This is a genomic window from Ochrobactrum soli (assembly GCF_003664555.1).
Taxonomy (GTDB): Bacteria; Pseudomonadota; Alphaproteobacteria; order Rhizobiales; family Rhizobiaceae; genus Brucella; species Brucella teleogrylli.
Map to the genome: position 1 here is coordinate 281316 of NZ_RCHH01000001.1, position 17878 is coordinate 299193.

Sequence of the window (17878 nt, forward strand, 5' to 3'; positions counted from 1 at the left end):
GCATCAGGCGCGCACATGAATGGACGGAACGATGTTTTACTTCAGACTGCAGACAGAGACAATAGATACAATTTCCCCCATGCCGGATGCGGATCGTATAAGCGAACTGCCCCGTGGGTTGCATGCTCAACTGGAGGCTGCGTCGGGGGAAGCGACGGATGCGGGCCTGCTGCGTCGGCTCTTCAACTGGCTGTCACACAAAAGCATGATGCGTCGCAGTCGCCTTGCACTGTTCGAAATGACCGAGGAGCAGTTGCGCGATATTGGCCTCAGAAGAAGCGAAGCCGAGCGGGAAGCGCGCAAGGTACGTTTTCATCTGCGCTGAAATTCCCAAACCCGCTCCGGGCTTACGCGCGTGCAGGAACATGCCTGCAATCGTCGAGCTCTATATGAGCAGTATCGAAATAATGGCTATGGCAAAATAGCGAGGCAGAAATCCAGCGCAAGTACTTGTAATTGTTCATATTGGTGAATTTGGTAGCATCCTAATTATCAATCCATTCGCATGAAGCTAATGTTTGAAAAGAGGAGGCTGCTGTAATGAACTACATCAGGCCAACCAATGATGTGATTGACGCAATTACTATTCTGCCGGAAGTCGATATTGCGAGTGATTTAAGCAAGGGCTTGCGCGCTCGGTCAGTTTCGGTTGTGCCGCACAGGATACGCAAGGCTTGGACAGGGCTTGTCGATAAAGTCCGGGCATCTTCGTCAAGACGTCGGACCCGGAAGATGCTTATGGAGCTGGACGATAGACAGCTTAAAGACATTGGCATCAGGCGGGACGAAATCTGAAGCTTTGAAACGGGAAGCGACCGCCTGCGCTGCCAAGAACGAATTCGATGTGAAGAACTGAAACACACATTCGCTGTCGTCGACAGCTGTTATAGAGATGACCCCTCCCGCATTTTTGCGGGAGGGTTTCAATTTTAGCAGCCCTTCTGGCCAGATGCCCAGCGGTTGACGTCACTGAGAATGCGGTTGCCGTGGCTTTCCTGGAGCATCGGGCCGAAGGTTTCGACACGGGCGGGATTGCCTTCCGCCTGAACGACTAGCAGCGGGCGCGCTGCCGGATTGTGCCCCGGCACGACGAGGATACGCGGACGACCGCTGAAAGAATTGAGTTCCGGTGCCAGCGAATAGCTGCGGAAATCCTTGTCCTTCGATTTGAACCAGCAGCTATTGGCGGCCAGTGCAATGCGTTCCATCGTCGGTAGCGCAGCCTTGCTGACATTCTGCGTGACTGGTCCACTGGCCGGACGCGGCGTACAGGCCGCAAGAAGCGCAATCGCAGGCAAGGCGATGAAAGCGATGGTCTTTTTCGTCAAGAAACGAACTCCAAAAGGGCGTGCCACCGGGGAGGACTGGAGGCGCGCAGAGGGGGAATAATGACAGGAAGGGGCGGCGCAGCGGGCTCTCAGGCCAGCTGCGGCATGAAGGCCTTTAGTCCATCGCTCATCTCGTTCCAGATGCGCTCAAAAGCCGGATGTTGCTTTGCCTTCGCGGCATAGGCATCGAATTTCGGAAACGCGTCCAGCAAATCCGGCTTTCCCGAAAGCTTCTTCAATGGTTCCATGAGAAAGCGCACCGGTAGCAGCCAGGCATCAGCCAGCGTCGGCTCTTCGCCAACGGCATAAAACGTATCCGGGAGGCGATGTTCGATCACCGACAGGCCCGTATTCAGTTTTTCGAACAGGCGGTCGATGGTTGCGCTGTCACGCTCCGGTTTGCTCAGCAGGATGAACAGCTTCATCGCCGGTCCAAGAACTTCCAGCTCCACAACGCGGGCCAGAAGCCGGATCAGCGCGCGCTGGCGCGGCGTGCCGGGCAGGAGCGGCTTTTCAGGAAAATGATCTTCGAGATATTCGGCAATCACAACGGCTTCAAAAAGCGTTTCGCCGGAACTGGTAATCAGCACGGGAACACGGCGCAAAGGCGTGATTTCACCGAAATCGGCCGGGAAGGGATAGGGCAGTGTGATCGGCTTGAAAGGCAGGTCCTTCAGATAGAGAACGCTGCGCACGAAAGCGGAGTAAGGAGACAGAGGCCGAGAATAAAGCTGCATGATTTTGTCCCCCCGATTCGGTTGCCAAGGAATTCTCCCAAGGCAAAACTGCCACGAAAGCAGGCGACAAGCTAGACTGGTTTTCGTCGTCGAGGGTGCGGGCAGGGAACGTTATCTTACCGGCAATGCAATTCGGTGAAGAAAATGAAAAAGGGCGGTCTCATAGAGAACCGCCCTTCTTCGAAACTTATCAGGCTGCGATGCCCAGCGCGCCCGCAAAAAGCGCCCGCCCATCGTCGCCGCCATGGGCCGCTTCGATCAGATTTTCCGGATGCGGCATCATGCCAAGCACATTGCCGCGCGCATTGACGATACCGGCAATATCATTGACCGAACCGTTTGGATTGGTGCCTTCCGCATAACGGAACACGACCTGACCTTCGCCTTCGATACGCTTCAGCGTCTCGGCATCGGCGAAATAATTGCCGTCATGATGCGCGACCGGGCAGCGGATGATCTGGTTCGGCTGATAGCCACGGGTGAAGGCGGTGTTCGCATTGCTGACTTCAAGCTTCACTTCGCGGCAGACGAACTTAAGCGAGGCGTTGCGCATCAGCGCGCCCGGCAGCAGTCCGGCTTCAACGAGAATCTGGAAGCCGTTGCAAACGCCCATGACCATGACGCCCTTGTCGGCCTTCTCACGCACGGCCTGAAGAACCGGCATACGGGCCGCAATTGCGCCGCAGCGCAGATAGTCGCCGTAGGAGAAGCCGCCGGGGATGAGGATCAGGTCGACATCGTCCGGGATGCTGGTATCGGTCTGCCAGACAGTGACAGGAGCCTGACCGGTGATCTTGGTGAGCGCTGCGATCATGTCGCGGTCGCGATTGAGGCCGGGAAGGAGAATGACAGCGGATTTCATGAGCGTCTGCTTCCTTTGTTTGGCTCAGCCGATGGCGATGGAATAATCTTCGATCACCGTATTGGCGAGGAGCTTGTCGCACATGGCCTTCAGGTCTGTTTCGGCCTTGGCCTTGTCGGTGCCTTCGAGTTCGAGGTCGAACACCTTGCCCTGACGGACCGAATTGACGCCGGCGAAACCGAGGCTGCCGAGTGCGCCGACGATAGCTTTGCCCTGCGGGTCCAGAACGCCGTTTTTCAGTGTAACGGTGACGCGTGCCTTGATCACTCTTAAGTTCCTGTAGCTCTAGATTTGGTTCTTACAACTTCAGATGAAAATCTGGAATTGCCTGTCGCGAACGAAACAGCCCGGAAGGTGTCTGTCTTAGCGGCTCCCGGGCTGATCGGATTACTTCACAAGCACAGGGCCGGAAGGACGGGGCGAGTCATTCTCGTTCATGATGCCGAGACGGCGCGCCACTTCCTGATAGGCCTCGACCAATCCGCCCATATCGCGGCGGAAACGGTCCTTGTCTAGCTTGTCATTGGTATTGATATCCCAGAGACGAGCCGAGTCCGGGGAGATTTCGTCGGCGACGACGATACGCATCATGTCGCCTTCCCACAGACGTCCGCATTCGATTTTGAAATCGACAAGCTGGATGCCGACGCCAAGAAACAGACCGGAAAGGAAGTCGTTGACGCGAATGGCAAGAGCCATGATGTCATCGATTTCCTGCGGGCTGGCCCAGCCGAATGCCGTAATGTGTTCTTCGGTGACCAGCGGGTCTTCGAGCGCATCGGCCTTGTAATAGAACTCGATGATCGAGCGCGGCAGAACCGTGCCTTCCTCGATGCCGAGGCGCTTGGACAGCGAGCCTGCTGCAACGTTGCGGATCACGACTTCAAGCGGAATGATTTCCACTTCTTTGATCAGCTGCTCACGCATGTTGAGACGGCGGATGAAGTGGGTCGGAATTCCAATGCGGTTCAGCTGCGTAAAAATATATTCGGAAATGCGGTTGTTGAGTACACCCTTTCCGTCCACGACTTCGTGCTTTTTCTTGTTGAACGCGGTTGCATCGTCCTTGAAGAACTGGACAAGCGTTCCTGGCTCGGGGCCTTCGTAAAGAATCTTGGCCTTGCCCTCGTAAATACGGCGGCGACGGTTCATGGCTTTTCTCGGATTTCCATATCTATGGTGATCGGCTCTAAGCCGCTATTCTCGCGGGCTACCTATAGCAAATAAGGGCTTTTAACAATCCTGCTTCGTGCCCGTTCCCCCGTTTTCGGTGATTCTGAAACGCGTTTCGATCCGATTCTATCAGCCTGGCACTCCAATCCTTTGTTTTGTTGCGCATCTTCTCCGAAAACGGTTTTACACTTTTCGGGATGCGTTCTCATGCAAGATTATGGACGAACAGCAAGAAATTGATTTGCCGCTCTTGTATAATCTTGCGCCCCTTGCCAGCTTTAGGCAAGAGAATGGGTGACGATCTCATTCCTAATGGCAGTTGTTGGGAGTTTTGTGAATGACGACAGGTATGGATGATCGCCGCGATGCTTTCGAAAAGAAATTCGCGCACGATGCTGATTTACGCTTCAAGGCCGAAGCGCGCAGAAACAAGCTCCTCGGATTGTGGGCTGCCGAGCGTCTTGGCAAAAAGGATGGCGAGGCCGAGGCCTATGCCCGCGATGTCATAGCAGCCGATTTCATCGAGGCCGGTGATGACGATGTGTTTCGCAAGATCCGCACCGATTTCGACGAAGGCGGTGTCACCGATAGCGACGAAACGATCCGCGAAAAAATGCAACTGTTCCTAGAGGAAGCGATCCGTCAGATACAGCAGGATTGATATCATGGGGTGGAAGTGCGGCTAGTGCTTCCACCCCATTTTTATTTACCTGCTATTGTGAAATGCCGTTCTTATGAAATGAAGGAAATTCCTATGTCCCTGTCTTCGCGTCTGCGTGCCGGTGAAACCGTGCTCTCCGCGTGGTCGTCTCTCCCTGAGCCGCTGACGGTCGAAATCCTTGCACACACCGCCTTTGACGCCGTGACGCTGGACATGCAGCATGGCGGTCATGACGAGGCGAGTGTGCTGCGCAGCGTCGGTCACGTGCTGAATGCCGGAAAGCCGCCGGTGGTGCGTATTCCGGTGGGACGCTTCGACATGGCAAGCCGCGCACTGGATTTCGGCGCGGAGGCAGTGATCGCTCCAATGATCAATTCCGCCGAAGATGCGCGCAAGTTCGCAGCAGCCATGAAATATCCGCCGGTGGGCGAACGTTCATGGGGTGTTTTCCGCGCCAATGCCGATTATGGCACACCCGGCTCCAACGATTATCTGACCACGGCAAATCAGGACACGCTGGCTTTCGCGATGATCGAAACGCGTGACGCTTATGATGTGCTGGATGCCATTCTCGATGTGCGCGGCATTGACGGTGTCTTCGTCGGCCCCGCCGATTTCTCGATTGCCTGGAGCAATGGACGCGAGGCCAACCCAAATTCCGACGCCATTGTCGAGCCGATCAGCAATATTGCGCGCAAAGCCGCTGCCGCTGGCAAGATCGCGGGCATTTATTCGCCGTCGCCGGAATTTGCGCGACGTTATATTCCGCTGGGTTTCCGTTTCGTGACGGTCAGCAATGAGGGCGGCTACCTCCGTCTTGCTGCACAACAGCTTGTGGACGCCGTTCGCGCCTGATTTTAGCTTGCATTGTTGACTACCAAAAAGGCGGGTTCAAACCCGCCTTTTGTTTCAGTGCTGCTTGGGTGCTTGTAGCTGCGTCATAAACTCCGCAAACACCATGGAGCCTTCCGGCCATGGTCCGTGACCGGAATCCGCGTTGATATGACCCGACTCGCCCGCATCGATCAGCATGGCGCCCCAATCCTTCACGACATCTTCGGCTGCTTCGAAGCTTGAGAAAGGATCGTTGCGGCTCACGACCGTGATGGTCGGGAAAGGCAGTCGGTCGCGCGGATAGGGGCCGAAGGTCATCAAATGCTTCGGGCGGATGCTTTCGTTCGAAACATCTGGCGGGGCAACGAAAAATGCGCCCGCGATCTTGTGCTGGATCAACGGCACGGCATGCAGGGCTGTGGCCACGCCGAGAGAGTGCGCAACCAGCACTATCGGCTTGGTGGCCGCATTCGCCGCCTTGACGACTTCGCCCACCCAATCGTCGCGAACCGGCTTCGACCATTCGGCCTGCTGCACGCGGCGCGCTGTCGAGAGTTTGTTCTCCCAACGGGTCTGCCAGTGGTCAGGGCCGGAATTGGTGTAACCGGGGATGATGAGGATATCTGCGTCTTTGACTTTCATAGCACCCATTTAGATTGCCTTTGTGACTTCTTCAAGCACCGGCGATGCCGCTGAATGTTACGAATGATGAACAGCCTGTTCTCAGATCGCGATCTTGTGAACGATCCCGCAAACAGCGATGTTTAGCGGGAACAGAACGCGAAGGAGAGCATAGGCCATGACAATCAGCAGACGTTCGGTGCTTGGCGCTACGGGAGCTGCTTTAATGGCCGGTATAGTGCCCGCGCGTGCAGACATGCCGTCGAAGGAGAATGATATGACACAGCAATTGAAGACGCCGGTTGCCGAGACGACCCGTCCGGTTGCTCCGCTTCCATTTGCCATGACTACGCCAATGCGCGTGGCGCGTATTGGTCTCAAGGCACGCGATGCGGAAACATTGGCCGAATATTATCGCGACGTTGTCGGCTTGCGCGAAATGAGCCGCCGCGGCGCTTCCATCGTGTTGGGCGCTGGGGATCGCGAACTGATGGAAATCGAACAGTTTTCCGCTGCTCGCGCGGATGATCCGCGCAGCGCCGGGCTATACCACACGGCGTTCTTGCTGCCGACGCGTGGCGATCTGGCGCGCTGGTCGCGCCGGGCTATCGACAAGCAATTGCCGGTTGCCGGCGCTTCAGACCATGATGTCAGTGAAGCCATCTACCTGACTGACCCGGAAGGGAATGGCATCGAGATTTATTCCGACCGCCCGCATGAGAAGTGGCATTGGAATGGTGACCGCGTGAAAATGGGCACGGAAGCGCTCGACGTGCGTGGCCTGCTTGATGTCATCAAGACCGAAGGCGGAGAATGGACTGGCGCGCCGCAAAACACCGTTGTCGGCCATGTGCACCTGCGTGTTGGCAATGCGCATGAGGCCGAAACCTTCTGGCACAACGAGCTTGGGCTGGAGACGGTGCAGACCTATGGCGACCGGGCTGTGTTCATGTCCACGGGGCGTTACCATCACCATATCGCAGCCAATGCCTGGCAGAGCGCCGGTGCCGGTAAGCGTGATGCAGATCGTACCGGACTTGCCTGGGTTGAGCTGGAAGATACGCGCGGCGGTAACGATAGCTCCTTCGTCGATCCTTGGGGCAATGTGGTCAATACGATCAAGACCAAGGCCTGATAGAACCAATATCCCACAATAGAAAAGCCCCATGTTTTCAAAAACATGGGGCTTTTTTGTATACGGCTATCACTTGAGGCGTGATCGTTTCAGATCAGCCGGACACTTGTTTTCTCCCTCATCCTGAGCAGGCGCGAAGCGCCGTGTCGAGGGCGAGGGCAGGCGCTTTGCTTGTTTCCCTCTCCTTCGATCCTTCGACATACTCAGGATGATGTGCCGTTTTCAACGGCTCCTCAGGATGAGGGAAAGGCAGTGCCAGAGCCGAAATCTCCTCAACCGAAGACGCGTTTGAAAATCGTATCCACATGCTTGGTGTGGTAGCCGAGATCGAATTTCTCACGAATTTGCTCTTCGGAAAGGGCTGCGCGCACTTCCGTGTCTGCCAGCAGTTCTTCAAGGAAATCGGCACCCTGTTCCCAGACTTTCATGGCGTTGCGCTGCACGAGACGATAGGCGTCTTCGCGCGATACGCCTGCCTGCGTCAGCGCCAGCAGCACGCGCTGCGAATGCACCAGACCGCGGAACTTGTTCATGTTTTTCAGCATGTTGTCCGGGTAGATCACCAGCTTTTCGACCACGCCAGCCAGACGGTTGAGCGCGAAGTCGAGGGTGATGGTGGTGTCAGGTCCAATAGCGCGCTCGACACTCGAATGCGAAATATCGCGTTCGTGCCACAGAGCGACATTTTCCATGGCAGGCGTGACCGACATACGCACGAGACGGGCGAGGCCGGTCAGGTTTTCGGTCAGAACCGGGTTGCGCTTGTGCGGCATGGCGGACGAACCCTTCTGGCCCGGAGAGAAGAACTCTTCGGCTTCCAGAACTTCGGTGCGCTGCATGTGGCGGATTTCGATGGCGACATTTTCGATCGACGAAGCGATGACGCCAAGTGTTGCAAAGAACATCGCATGACGGTCGCGCGGAATGACCTGCGTGGAAACCGGCTCGGCTTCGAGGCCAAGCTTGGCGCAGACATATTCCTCAACGCGTGGATCGATATTGGCAAAAGTGCCGACAGCACCGGAAATCGCGCCGGTTGCGATTTCTGCGCGGGCCGCGACGAGGCGGGTGCGGTTCCGCTGCATTTCCGCATAGAAACGCGCGAAGGTGAGACCCATCGTGGTCGGTTCGGCGTGAATGCCATGGCTGCGGCCGATGCGCACCGTATCCTTGTGCTCGAAGGCGCGGGTCTTGAGCGCGGTCAGAACGCGGTCCATGTCGGCGAGCAGGAGGTCGGCAGCGCGAACCAGCTGGACGTTGAGCGTGGTGTCGAGCACGTCCGACGAGGTCATGCCCTGATGCACAAAGCGGCTGTCGGGGCCGATGAATTCGGCAAGATGTGTCAGGAAGGCGATGACGTCATGCTTGGTGACGGCTTCGATTTCGTCGATGCGAGCGACGTCGAACTTCGCGACGCTACCTTTTTCCCAGATGGTCTTGGCAGCTTCCTTGGGGATGACGCCCAGTTCGGCCAGCGCTTCGCAAGCATAGGCTTCGATCTCGAACCAGATACGGAATTTCGTTTCCGGAGACCAGATAGCGACCATTTCTGGCCGGGAATAGCGCGGGATCATGGGAGCGTCCTGTAGAAAGTGAGGGTTTAACGATTACGCGCGGCTTCCGCCGCAGCACGAATGGCGTCGATATTGGCGCGGTAGGTCTCGACCGAATTGCCTTTGTAGACAGCGGAGCCCGCGACGAGAATATTCGCGCCAGCTGCAACCACCGAGCCTGCGGTTTCCGGCGTCACGCCACCATCGACTTCGATGTCGATCGGACGGTCTCCAACCATTTCACGGACGCGCTTGATCTTGTCGAGCATCGGCGTGATGAATTTCTGGCCGCCGAAGCCCGGATTGACGGTCATGACGAGGATCAGGTCTACATCGTCCAGAATATTGCTGATCGCTTCGACCGGTGTTGCCGGGTTGAGCGCGATACCGGCCTTCTTGCCGAGCGCACGGATCGACTGCAGCGAGCGATGCGTATGCGGTCCGGCTTCTGCGTGCACGGTGATCAGATCGCAGCCTGCATCGGCAAAGGGTTCCAGATAGGGATCGCACGGCGCAATCATCAGATGCGCGTCGAAGAATGCCTTGGTGCGCGGGCGGATCGCTTTCACCACCTGCGGGCCGAATGTGATGTTCGGCACGAAATGTCCGTCCATGACATCGATATGGATCCAGTCGGCACCGGCTTCCAGCACGGCATCGACTTCTTCGCCAAGACGGGCAAAGTCGGCGGACAGAATGGACGGGGCAATGGCGATGGGGCGCATGGCGATAGTCTCCTTGGCAGCGTGGCTTGCCCGTATCATATGAACAGCAAAAATCCTATCCCCAGCGCTTGTGGAACCACATCCACTGGCCCGGATATTCGCGCACCCATTGCTCGACCGTGTCATTGAGCAATTGCGCGGTGGCGTCGATATCGATCTGGCCCTTGTCGTCGCGTGGCAATTCCATGCGCTCGTAAAGTTCAAGCCGATAGCGTCCGCCGGGCAGGCGGATACAGCGCGCCGGATAGACATCGCAATCATATTGCCGCGCAAGCTTGGCCAGCAGCGGATTGGTCTTCACCGGGCGGTTGAAGAATGTGGAAGGCACGCCACGCGAGAATTTCTGGTCAACGAGCATACCGACATTGCCGCCATCGCCGAGAATACCCGCCAGCGCCCAGGCAGCGCCTGCCTTGGAAGGCACGAGATGGCCCATATTGGTATGGCGCGCTTTCAGAACCTTGTTGGCGATATAGGGATTGTTCGGCGGACGAAACAGTGCGGTGACATTCAGGCCGAATGTGGCTGCGCAGATCGGCAGCAGTTCGAAATTGCCGGTATGGGCGGTGAAGAAGATATGCGGCTTCTTTTCATCGCGCAGGCGTTCGAAAATCGGAATGCCATCGACTTCAATCAGGCCCGGCTTGGCAGCGTTCGGATCGAAATCGAAAATCGCATCGAGGAAAATATACTCCGCCAGCAGCCGCGCCATGGAATCCCACATGTCGCGCGCGATCACTTCGATCTCGGCGTCACTCTTTCCGGGATAGGCTTGGCGCAGATTGTTGGTTGCGATCTTGTGGCGCGGCGTCAGCGGCCCGATGAGACGGGCCACCTTGGCCGAAAAGCTGATGGCAGCTTTCGCCGGAAACAGGCGCAACAGGCCAAGCAGCACAAAAACGGCCTGAGCCCAGAGCCAGTAATTGAACTGCTTCAGCTTGCGCGACCAGCGAAAGAGCAGGAGCTTCAGTTTGAACATCATGACAAGGACGGGCTTCAGTCAATCTGGAGAATGATCTTGCCGAAGACGTCGCGGCCTTCCATGCGCTTCAGGGCCGTGTCGATATCGTTGAAATCGACAACCGTATCGATGACCGGGTGCACGATGCCGCGCGCCATTTTCTGCATGGCATCCGCCATGTTTTCCATGCGGCAGCCAAATGAGCCCAAAATCTTGAGCTGCTGCTGGAAGAGCTGCATAAGGTTCATGTTGGTCGAAACGCCCGAGGTCGATCCACAGGTGACAAGACGCGCGCCGCGCTTCATGCAGAGCATCGAACCGGCCCAGGTATCCGCGCCGACATGTTCGAAGACGACATCGACGCCCTTCTTCTTGGTCAGCTTGCGCACGACGCCTTCGAAGCGGTCTTCGCGATAGTTGATGACGTGATCGGCGCCGAGAGCCTTGGCCTTCTCGATTTTGTCGTCAGAACCGACCGTGGTGATGACGGTGCAGCCCATCTTCTTGGCAAGCTGGATCGCCGCCGAACCGATTCCCGAGCCGCCAGCCTGGACGAGAACGGTTTCGCCCGGTTCCAGCTTGGCATTGTCGAACAGCATGTGCTCGACCGTGCCGAAGGTGACAGGCGCGACGGCAGCGCCGATGGCGTCAACGCCGGGAGGTGCTGCCACGAGCAGGCGAGCCGGAAGGTTCACGGCCTCGCAGGCAAAGCCGTCGAGATGGAAACCATGAACGCCGCCGACATGTTCGCACAGATTGTCACGGCCTTCACGGCAGGCGCGGCAAAGGCCGCAGGTGCGCGCACCATAGATCGAAACAAGCTGGCCGGGCAGCAGATTGGAAACGCCGGGACCGACGGCATCGACAACGCCGGAAGCTTCCGCACCGATCACCAGCGGCATCTTGCGTTTGGCGAAAGCCATACCGCGCCAGCCCCATACGTCGATATGGTTCAGCGCGACCGCCTTGATCTTGACCGTGACTTCGCCAAGGCCGGGAGGCGGCGGCGGTGCAATGTCGGTGATTTCAAGGCGACGGTCGTCGAGAAGCTGCAAAGCGCGCATGGGCTCTTCCTTTCATGGCATGATCCCGGAGAGCTTCCGCCTTCCGGGATCATCAGGAAATTTAAAATTCTTTTGCCGGACGGATTAATTCGGATTTGCCGCCAAAACAAGGCTCGTATTCTGTCCGCCGAAGCCGAATGAGTTCGAAAGCACGGCGGAAACCTTGGCCTCACGCTTCACATTCGGCACAACGTCCAGCGGGATAGCCGGGTCTGGATTGTCGTAATTGATGGTCGGCGGCAGCGTCCCCGTCTGGATCGTGAGCAGCGAGAACACAGCTTCAATCGCACCGGCGGCGGTCAGCGTATGGCCGATCATCGACTTGTTGGACGAAACAGGGATGGATTCGATGCGTTCGCCGAATACCGTCGAAAGGGCCAGATATTCCATCTTGTCGTTTTCCGGCGTCGAGGTGCCGTGGGCGTTGATGTAGGAAATCTGGTCTTCGGTCAGGCCAGCATCAGCCAGTGCCGCGCGCACGGTGCCAATGGCAGGTGAGGCGTCCGGCTTGGAACGGGTGCGGTGGAAGTCGTCGGCCTTTTCGCCACAACCAGCCAGAATGCCGAGAACCTTCGCACCACGGGCGACCGCGCTTTCGAGCGATTCCATAACGAGCGCGCCGGAACCTTCGGCCATGGCAAAGCCGTCGCGATCCTTGGAGAAGGGCTTTGAGGCCTTTTCCGGCTTTTCATTCTGGGTGGACAATGCGGAAAGCAGCGAGAAGCGGATGAGCGCTTCCGCCGAAACAGAACCATCGGTGCCAATCGCCAGAACATGGTCGCTTTCGCCGCGACGGATCGCTTCAACGCCAAGCTGGATCGCTGTTGCACCCGAGGCGCACGCGGTGGAAAGCGTGATCGGCAGACCACGCGTGCCAAAGACTTCCGAAAGACGTTCGGCGATATAGCCGAACTGCGTCGTGTTGAAGAGTGCCTCGTGACGTGCACGACGGCAGGCTTCAAGCAGAAGCTGATAGCTTGCAGGACCTTCGTTCTTCACGCTGGCATCAAGCGCAAAGCGGCTTTTCCAGTCGAGTTCGACCGGCGGAGCGGCCAGAAAGAGCGGACCCCCGAAATTGGTTGTCGAAAGGCCGGACTGTGCAAGCGCCTCTTCACCGGCCAGACGTGCCAGCTTTTCCGACAGTGCCGACGCGCCGACTTCGCTTTCAGGAAGGAAATCGACCGTGCCCGCAAAACGCGTGTTCAGATTTTCCAACGGAAAACGGGTAATGCTGTGAATGCCCGAAACACCGCCGGTCAGCGCGGCCCAGTTATCTTCCTTGCCCTGTCCGAGCGAGGAAACAACGCCAGCGCCCGTGATGGCGACGATGGGGCGGCCCAGATGGTCTTTATATTTGGTCATCTTATGCTCTCACCAGCTTTGCGGCACCTTCGGCGCGCGTTGCTCCGACAGTGGTGACGACGGCTTCGCTGATTTTTCCATCAGCTGCCTTTTCCGACGCGTTCAACGGCGCAAAAGCCTCACCTTTCCAAACGGAAATGGCGGCCAGCGCCAGCGCCAGCGGGAATTGTGCTTCGCGCAAATGTCCGGTCAGGCCGGATATGCCGCGATAGGCTGCGGAAAAGCCGTCGAGTACGGATTTTTCGGCTTTGGTCGCGTCATGAGCGCCGGACGCGCCGGAAACGACATAAGCAGGCTCTTTGCCGCCATTGGCTTCGAGAACGAGGTCGCGAACGGTCTTTGCAAGATCGTCGCTTTCGCGGCGGATTTGCGTGGCAGCGATTCCCGCTACTTCCGCATAGGCGCGTGCGCCGCGCTTTGCCGCATGTTCGGCGTTTTCGAGGACGAGGAACACGCCGCCGGAACCTGAAATCATGCCGCCGCCAGCCGAGCCGTCACGCTCCCAGAGCGGAGCCCAGCCGTCATGCTTGAGCAATCCGCCCAATTCGTGACCGAGAATCATGTCGAAATGTTCGGCATTGTAGGAGCCGCCCACCAGAGCATGGGTGCTTTGTCCGGTGCGGATGCGGGCTGCCGCGGTTTCGATGGCTGAAATGCCGGAGCCTTCTTCACCCATGAAGGTGCGCGAAGAACCCGTCACCTTGTGCACGATGGAGATATTGCCAGCGAGCAGGTTGGAAAGCTGCGCCAGAAACAGGGTCGGACGCAGTTCGGTCGAGAGTTTCTCGTTCAGCATCACACCGCGATTATTGCTGGTGCGGCCTTCCTCAAGAATCTGCATATCGACGGTAATATCGCGTTCGCCGCCACCCGCGCCCACAACCATATCCATGGTCGCGCAGAGCGCTTCATCATCCTTCATGCCCGCATCTTGCAGCGCGAGACCTGCGGCATAGGTGCCGAGGCGCTGCCAGGTTTCCATCTGGCGCTGGTCGCCACGCTTTGGAATTTGCAGGCTCCAATCGACTTCGCCGAGTGGATGGACGGTGTAGGGAGCAAAGGCTTCTTTTTCGAGGCGCGGTTCGCTGCCTGCTGTCGAAAAAGCGTTCCAATGCACTTCAGCGCCTTCGCCGAGTGATGAAATGATGCCGATGCCGGTGATGACGACTTTATTGTTCTGCATGGGTCCGGTTCTGCCGTGATGAGGCCAAGGTCTATCCGAGAACTATCTTGCGCTCCAGAAACGGAATCAGGGCGAACATTGCTGTCCACCCTTCAATACCGTCAATTTTTCAGCGAGCTCAGGCCTTCTTGGCCGCAACCAGCTCGTCGATCTTGGCGCAGAGGTTCTTCAGCACGAAGTATTCTTCGGTCGGAACCTTGCCTTCGTTCACTTCCTGCGTCCACTGCTCAAGCGGAATCTTGATGCCGAAAGCCTTGTCGATAGCGAAGACGATGTCGAGGAAGTCGAGGCTGTCGATGCCCAGATCGTCGATGGTGTGGCTTTCCGGCGTGATGGTGTCACGATCGATTTCACTGGTTTCGGCGATGATGTCGGCGACTTTGTCAAAAGTAGAGGACAAGTTTCGATTCCTTTATTCCTGATGATGCCGCGAATTATAGGCATCTGATTTTTTCGTCGCATTTCGCAGCCAGCAAAAGTGCCGGGCACATTTGCTGGAAATGCTCTGTATGCGCGTGTCTAGCGTTTTTCCGGTCACGAGGAAAGTCATATTACTTTCAAGATCACCGGGCATTCGATGCGCATATAAGATACGAGACAAGCGAAGCGCAACATAAAGGCAATCTCAATTTTTTGAAATCACTTCATATGGCTCGTTTTGGTGGCTTTTTTAGCGCTTGACGAAATAGATCACCCCAATGAGCGACAGCGCTATCATGGCGCAGGCAAGCGCCGTTTCCAGCGGGCCGTCCTGTATGATGATAGCAACGAGACCCGATATGATGCTGGCCAGCGTGCCAAGCAATCCCGGCTGTTGCAACGTGGTGGTTATGGACGCGCTCTGCTGTTCAGCCTCCGGGGCCCCCTTATATGCCGGTTCATAGGAGTGCGGGAACGAAATACCTGCCGAATGAGCGGCGTCGATATCGTTGATTGGCTTTTCCGCCAGCGCCAGCGCGCGTGTTCGCACGCGTTCGACACGAGCCTGCCAGCCTTTGCCAAAGGTCGCGGCGGCGGCCAGTCCTCTGAGCCAGGCTGCACGTTCATCGGAAAGTCTGTCGATCAGGTCTTGCGGGGAGCGGGCGGAAAGTGCGGCAAATGTTGCTGGCCCGAGAAACCCGTCCTGAAGAACGCCAAGTATTTGCTGCAACATCTTGATCGCATGACCGGGGCCTGAATTGACCGCGAAGTCCAGCATGGCATAGTCAACGCCTGAGGGAAGACTGTCGCCATCGATCTTGTCCCAATACTGCTTTTTGTAGATTTCCGTTGCAGCGTCTTTCGTAAGATTTTTGACGTCTTGAGCAGACTCGGAATGACCTGTCCATTTCGAAAGAGTGCCGATAGTAATACCCATATTGGTTGCGCCGCCCGGATCAGCCGGATTGTCGACGTAGCCGCCTTCTTCCTGAAATATATAGGGCATAATCGTCGAGAAGTTTGAACGCATATCAATACCTTTATTAATTTATATTAGAAATATAAAGTAAGTATGGGCGCTGTATACTGTACGCTATCACAGAAATAGATGTAAAAAATATCGGAGGAATCGATTGCGATCAAGCAGCAACCCTCTTGCTTAAGAGCGTGCGATGCGGCTTGATGCGGTTCCCATAAATCATACTTTTACAGGCGGCAGACGTGACATCGGAAATTTTCGGACATGCTCCAGACGGGCAGGCGGTTCACCGGCTGACCATCTCCAACGGGCCGCTCACGGCCAAGATCATCACCTGGGGCGCGGCCATTCAGGATCTGCGTCTTGACGGGCATGATGCGCCGCTGGTGATCGGTTACCAGAATTTTGATGATTATCCGGCCCATTCGCCGCATCTGGGCGCGATTGCGGGTCGCTCGGCCAATCGTATTCGCGATGCGCGCTTTGTGCTGGACGGAAAGACTTATGAGGTGGAGCCAAACTATCTCGGCCGCCATAATCTCCATGGTGGCAGCAAGGGCCTCGGCAATCGCGTCTGGAAAGTCACCGGCAGCGGTGCCGATTATGTCACGCTTGCAACCGTTGCCGAAGATGGCGAAATGGGTTTTCCCGGCAATCTCAAAATCAGCTGCACCTATATGCTGAATGGCAATGGCGCCTTGATCGTGCGGCTGGAAGCCGTGACCGACAAGCCGACGATCTGCAATCTTCTGCACCACAGCTATTTCAATCTGGACGACGGCGGCGAAAGCGACATCCTCGACCATCAGCTGAAGATTGTGGCCGACGCTTATATGCCGGTGGATGAAGCGCTGATTCCAGACGGGCGCGTTCTGCCGGTCAAGGACACGGCATATGATTTCCGCGATTATCGCCCGATCCGCCATGCTGAAAACGGCAAACAGGTCGAGTATGACAGCAATTTTTGTCTTTCGGCGGCGCGTGTGCCGTTGCGGCTCTGCGCTTCTGTCAAGGCCGCGAAGTCCGGTGTGCGTATGGATGTGCTGACGACAGAACCGGGCGTCCAGTTCTATGCCGGCAATACGATGGCCAATGATTGCATCGGCCTGACGGGTAAGCCCTACGGGAAACATGCGGGCTTCTGCCTCGAGCCGCAAATTTGGCCCGGCTCGCTCGAATATCCCTATTTCCCGCAGGCCATTCTGCACCCGGGCGAAATCTACGCTCAGGAGAGCCGTTTCGCCTTCACCCGGGACTAATGGATGCTATCCGGCATAAGCGGCGCGCGCTGTTTCCATGGGCGTGAGCGCGCCGCGCGTTTCCACCACCCGGGCCGCGACGGCATGGGCCTTCTGCGCGGCTTCGACGGGTGAAAGCCGTTCCATGCGCGCGACAAGATAGGCACCGTTGAAGCTGTCGCCAGCGCCGGTCGTGTCCACGGCATTGGCGAAAACGGCAGGAACCAGTGTCTGTTCGCCACCCGCTGCAACCAGGGCGGGTTCGGTGCCGTCCTTGACGACAACTTCCTTCACGCCAAGGCTGATGAGGCGCTCGGCGCAGGCCTCGGCATTGGTGTCGCCGAAAAGCGCCTGTTCATCCGGGAAGGTCGGCAGAGCGATATCGGCAAGGCGCATCGCTTCACTGATGATCTCCTGCGCTGCCTTGCGATCCGGCCAGAGTTGATGACGGAAATTCGGATCGAAAGCGATCCGCGATCCGGCAGCGCGGCATTGCCGCAGCACGTCGAAAAAGGTTTCGCGATGTTCCGGCAGGACGATGGCGATCGAAATACCGGAAAAATAGATGATGTCGCGCCCGGAAAGGCTTTGCTCTAGCGCGGCTCTGTCGCTGGCCAGACGGCGCGCAGCGGCATCGCTGCGCCAATAGGTGAAGGACCGTTCCGCACCGCTCAGCGTGATCGCATAAAGGCCCGGATGCACACCGGCAATCACCGGGCTATGGGCAATGCCGATGCCGTTGGACGAAAAGAAAACGCGCTGTTTCTGCGAGAAATTGTCTTCGCCGAATGCGCTCACATAGTCGACCGGAAACGCTCTGTCTGTCAGCGCGCGAACATACCAGGCGGTGTTCAGCGTATCGCCAGCAAAACCCATGCGCCACTGGTCGCCTTCGCCGCCCGAAAGTTCAATCATGCACTCACCGATAGACGCGAAACCGCTCATCTTTTTCTCCTCAAATCGATTACAGACGCCTATACCAATTTTCTGTGATGTAAAATCGCTTTGTCAGTTGTCTTCCATCATTGTCATACAGGCTTTA

General features: G+C 57.1%; 21 protein-coding genes. 6 read left to right on the plus strand and 15 right to left on the minus strand.

Going from position 1 to position 17878, the window contains the following annotated elements; all coding sequences use genetic code 11:
* Nucleotides 1-19: 19 nt before the first annotated feature.
* Together D8666_RS01380 and D8666_RS01385 are read left to right on the plus strand one after the other, a co-directional pair.
* A complete protein-coding gene (locus D8666_RS01380) occupies nt 20-325 on the plus strand; it encodes a DUF1127 domain-containing protein (RefSeq protein ID WP_109368821.1) in 306 nt (101 codons plus the stop codon).
* Between the two features lie 215 nt (nt 326-540).
* Nucleotides 541-795 (plus strand): YjiS-like domain-containing protein, encoded by a 255-nt coding sequence (locus D8666_RS01385; protein WP_109368822.1) that lies wholly within the window; start codon nt 541-543, stop codon nt 793-795.
* A gap of 134 nt (nt 796-929) precedes the next feature.
* Here the strand turns inward: D8666_RS01385 and D8666_RS01390 are convergent, their stop codons facing one another.
* The 5 genes from D8666_RS01390 to purC form a co-directional block, all read right to left on the minus strand.
* Nucleotides 930-1328, minus strand: coding sequence for a hypothetical protein (locus D8666_RS01390; protein WP_121535884.1), 399 nt, complete (start codon nt 1326-1328; stop codon nt 930-932).
* Between the two features lie 89 nt (nt 1329-1417).
* Nucleotides 1418-2065, minus strand: a complete 648-nt coding sequence (locus D8666_RS01395) for a glutathione S-transferase family protein (protein ID WP_109368824.1) — start codon at nt 2063-2065, stop codon at nt 1418-1420.
* Nucleotides 2066-2255: 190 nt separating this feature from the next.
* Nucleotides 2256-2927, minus strand: a complete 672-nt coding sequence (gene purQ, locus D8666_RS01400) for a phosphoribosylformylglycinamidine synthase subunit PurQ (RefSeq protein WP_109368825.1) — start codon at nt 2925-2927, stop codon at nt 2256-2258.
* A gap of 24 nt (nt 2928-2951) precedes the next feature.
* Nucleotides 2952-3194, minus strand: coding sequence for a phosphoribosylformylglycinamidine synthase subunit PurS (gene purS / locus D8666_RS01405; protein WP_121535887.1), 243 nt, complete (start codon nt 3192-3194; stop codon nt 2952-2954).
* 120 nt (nt 3195-3314) lie between these two features.
* Nucleotides 3315-4079 (minus strand): phosphoribosylaminoimidazolesuccinocarboxamide synthase, encoded by a 765-nt coding sequence (purC, locus tag D8666_RS01410; protein ID WP_109368827.1) that lies wholly within the window; start codon nt 4077-4079, stop codon nt 3315-3317.
* A gap of 358 nt (nt 4080-4437) precedes the next feature.
* Between purC and D8666_RS01420 the strand changes: the two genes are divergently transcribed.
* Together D8666_RS01420 and D8666_RS01425 are read left to right on the plus strand one after the other, a co-directional pair.
* Nucleotides 4438-4761, plus strand: a complete 324-nt coding sequence (locus D8666_RS01420) for a DUF1476 domain-containing protein (protein WP_109368829.1) — start codon at nt 4438-4440, stop codon at nt 4759-4761.
* An 87-nt stretch (nt 4762-4848) separates the two neighbouring features.
* Nucleotides 4849-5616: an HpcH/HpaI aldolase family protein gene (locus tag D8666_RS01425; RefSeq protein WP_209445956.1), complete on the plus strand. Its 768-nt coding sequence runs from the start codon at nt 4849-4851 to the stop codon at nt 5614-5616.
* Nucleotides 5617-5670: 54 nt separating this feature from the next.
* Here D8666_RS01425 and D8666_RS01430 read toward each other — a convergent pair whose 3' ends face one another.
* Nucleotides 5671-6237: an alpha/beta hydrolase gene (locus D8666_RS01430; RefSeq protein WP_121536296.1), complete on the minus strand. Its 567-nt coding sequence runs from the start codon at nt 6235-6237 to the stop codon at nt 5671-5673.
* A gap of 157 nt (nt 6238-6394) precedes the next feature.
* On the opposite strand from D8666_RS01430, the gene D8666_RS01435 reads away from it, so the two are divergent.
* Nucleotides 6395-7351: a VOC family protein gene (locus D8666_RS01435; protein WP_371830779.1), complete on the plus strand. Its 957-nt coding sequence runs from the start codon at nt 6395-6397 to the stop codon at nt 7349-7351.
* Nucleotides 7352-7623: 272 nt separating this feature from the next.
* Here D8666_RS01435 and purB read toward each other — a convergent pair whose 3' ends face one another.
* The 8 genes from purB to D8666_RS01475 form a co-directional block, all read right to left on the minus strand.
* A complete protein-coding gene (purB, locus tag D8666_RS01440; protein WP_121535896.1) occupies nt 7624-8925 on the minus strand; it encodes an adenylosuccinate lyase in 1302 nt (433 codons plus the stop codon).
* A gap of 26 nt (nt 8926-8951) precedes the next feature.
* Entirely contained in the window at nt 8952-9629 is a 678-nt protein-coding gene (gene rpe / locus D8666_RS01445) for a ribulose-phosphate 3-epimerase (RefSeq protein ID WP_109368833.1), read from the minus strand.
* Nucleotides 9630-9684: 55 nt separating this feature from the next.
* Complete coding sequence (locus tag D8666_RS01450) at nt 9685-10611, minus strand: lipid A biosynthesis lauroyl acyltransferase (RefSeq protein ID WP_121535899.1); 927 nt, start codon at nt 10609-10611, stop codon at nt 9685-9687.
* A 14-nt stretch (nt 10612-10625) separates the two neighbouring features.
* Complete coding sequence (locus D8666_RS01455; RefSeq protein WP_121535901.1) at nt 10626-11654, minus strand: zinc-binding dehydrogenase; 1029 nt, start codon at nt 11652-11654, stop codon at nt 10626-10628.
* Between the two features lie 84 nt (nt 11655-11738).
* The gene (locus D8666_RS01460) at nt 11739-13016 is read right to left on the minus strand and encodes a beta-ketoacyl-ACP synthase (RefSeq protein ID WP_121535904.1); all 1278 of its coding nucleotides are present in this window, start codon (nt 13014-13016) and stop codon (nt 11739-11741) included.
* A 1-nt stretch (nt 13017) separates the two neighbouring features.
* Nucleotides 13018-14199, minus strand: coding sequence for a beta-ketoacyl-ACP synthase (locus tag D8666_RS01465; protein WP_121535907.1), 1182 nt, complete (start codon nt 14197-14199; stop codon nt 13018-13020).
* A gap of 118 nt (nt 14200-14317) precedes the next feature.
* Nucleotides 14318-14599, minus strand: a complete 282-nt coding sequence (locus D8666_RS01470; protein ID WP_078338469.1) for an acyl carrier protein — start codon at nt 14597-14599, stop codon at nt 14318-14320.
* 270 nt (nt 14600-14869) lie between these two features.
* Nucleotides 14870-15649, minus strand: a complete 780-nt coding sequence (locus tag D8666_RS01475; RefSeq protein WP_121535910.1) for a glycoside hydrolase family 108 protein — start codon at nt 15647-15649, stop codon at nt 14870-14872.
* A gap of 191 nt (nt 15650-15840) precedes the next feature.
* Between D8666_RS01475 and D8666_RS01480 the strand changes: the two genes are divergently transcribed.
* Entirely contained in the window at nt 15841-16857 is a 1017-nt protein-coding gene (locus D8666_RS01480) for an aldose epimerase family protein (RefSeq protein ID WP_121535913.1), read from the plus strand.
* A gap of 6 nt (nt 16858-16863) precedes the next feature.
* Here D8666_RS01480 and D8666_RS01485 read toward each other — a convergent pair whose 3' ends face one another.
* Nucleotides 16864-17781, minus strand: coding sequence for a sugar kinase (locus D8666_RS01485; RefSeq protein WP_121535916.1), 918 nt, complete (start codon nt 17779-17781; stop codon nt 16864-16866).
* Nucleotides 17782-17878 lie beyond the last annotated feature (97 nt).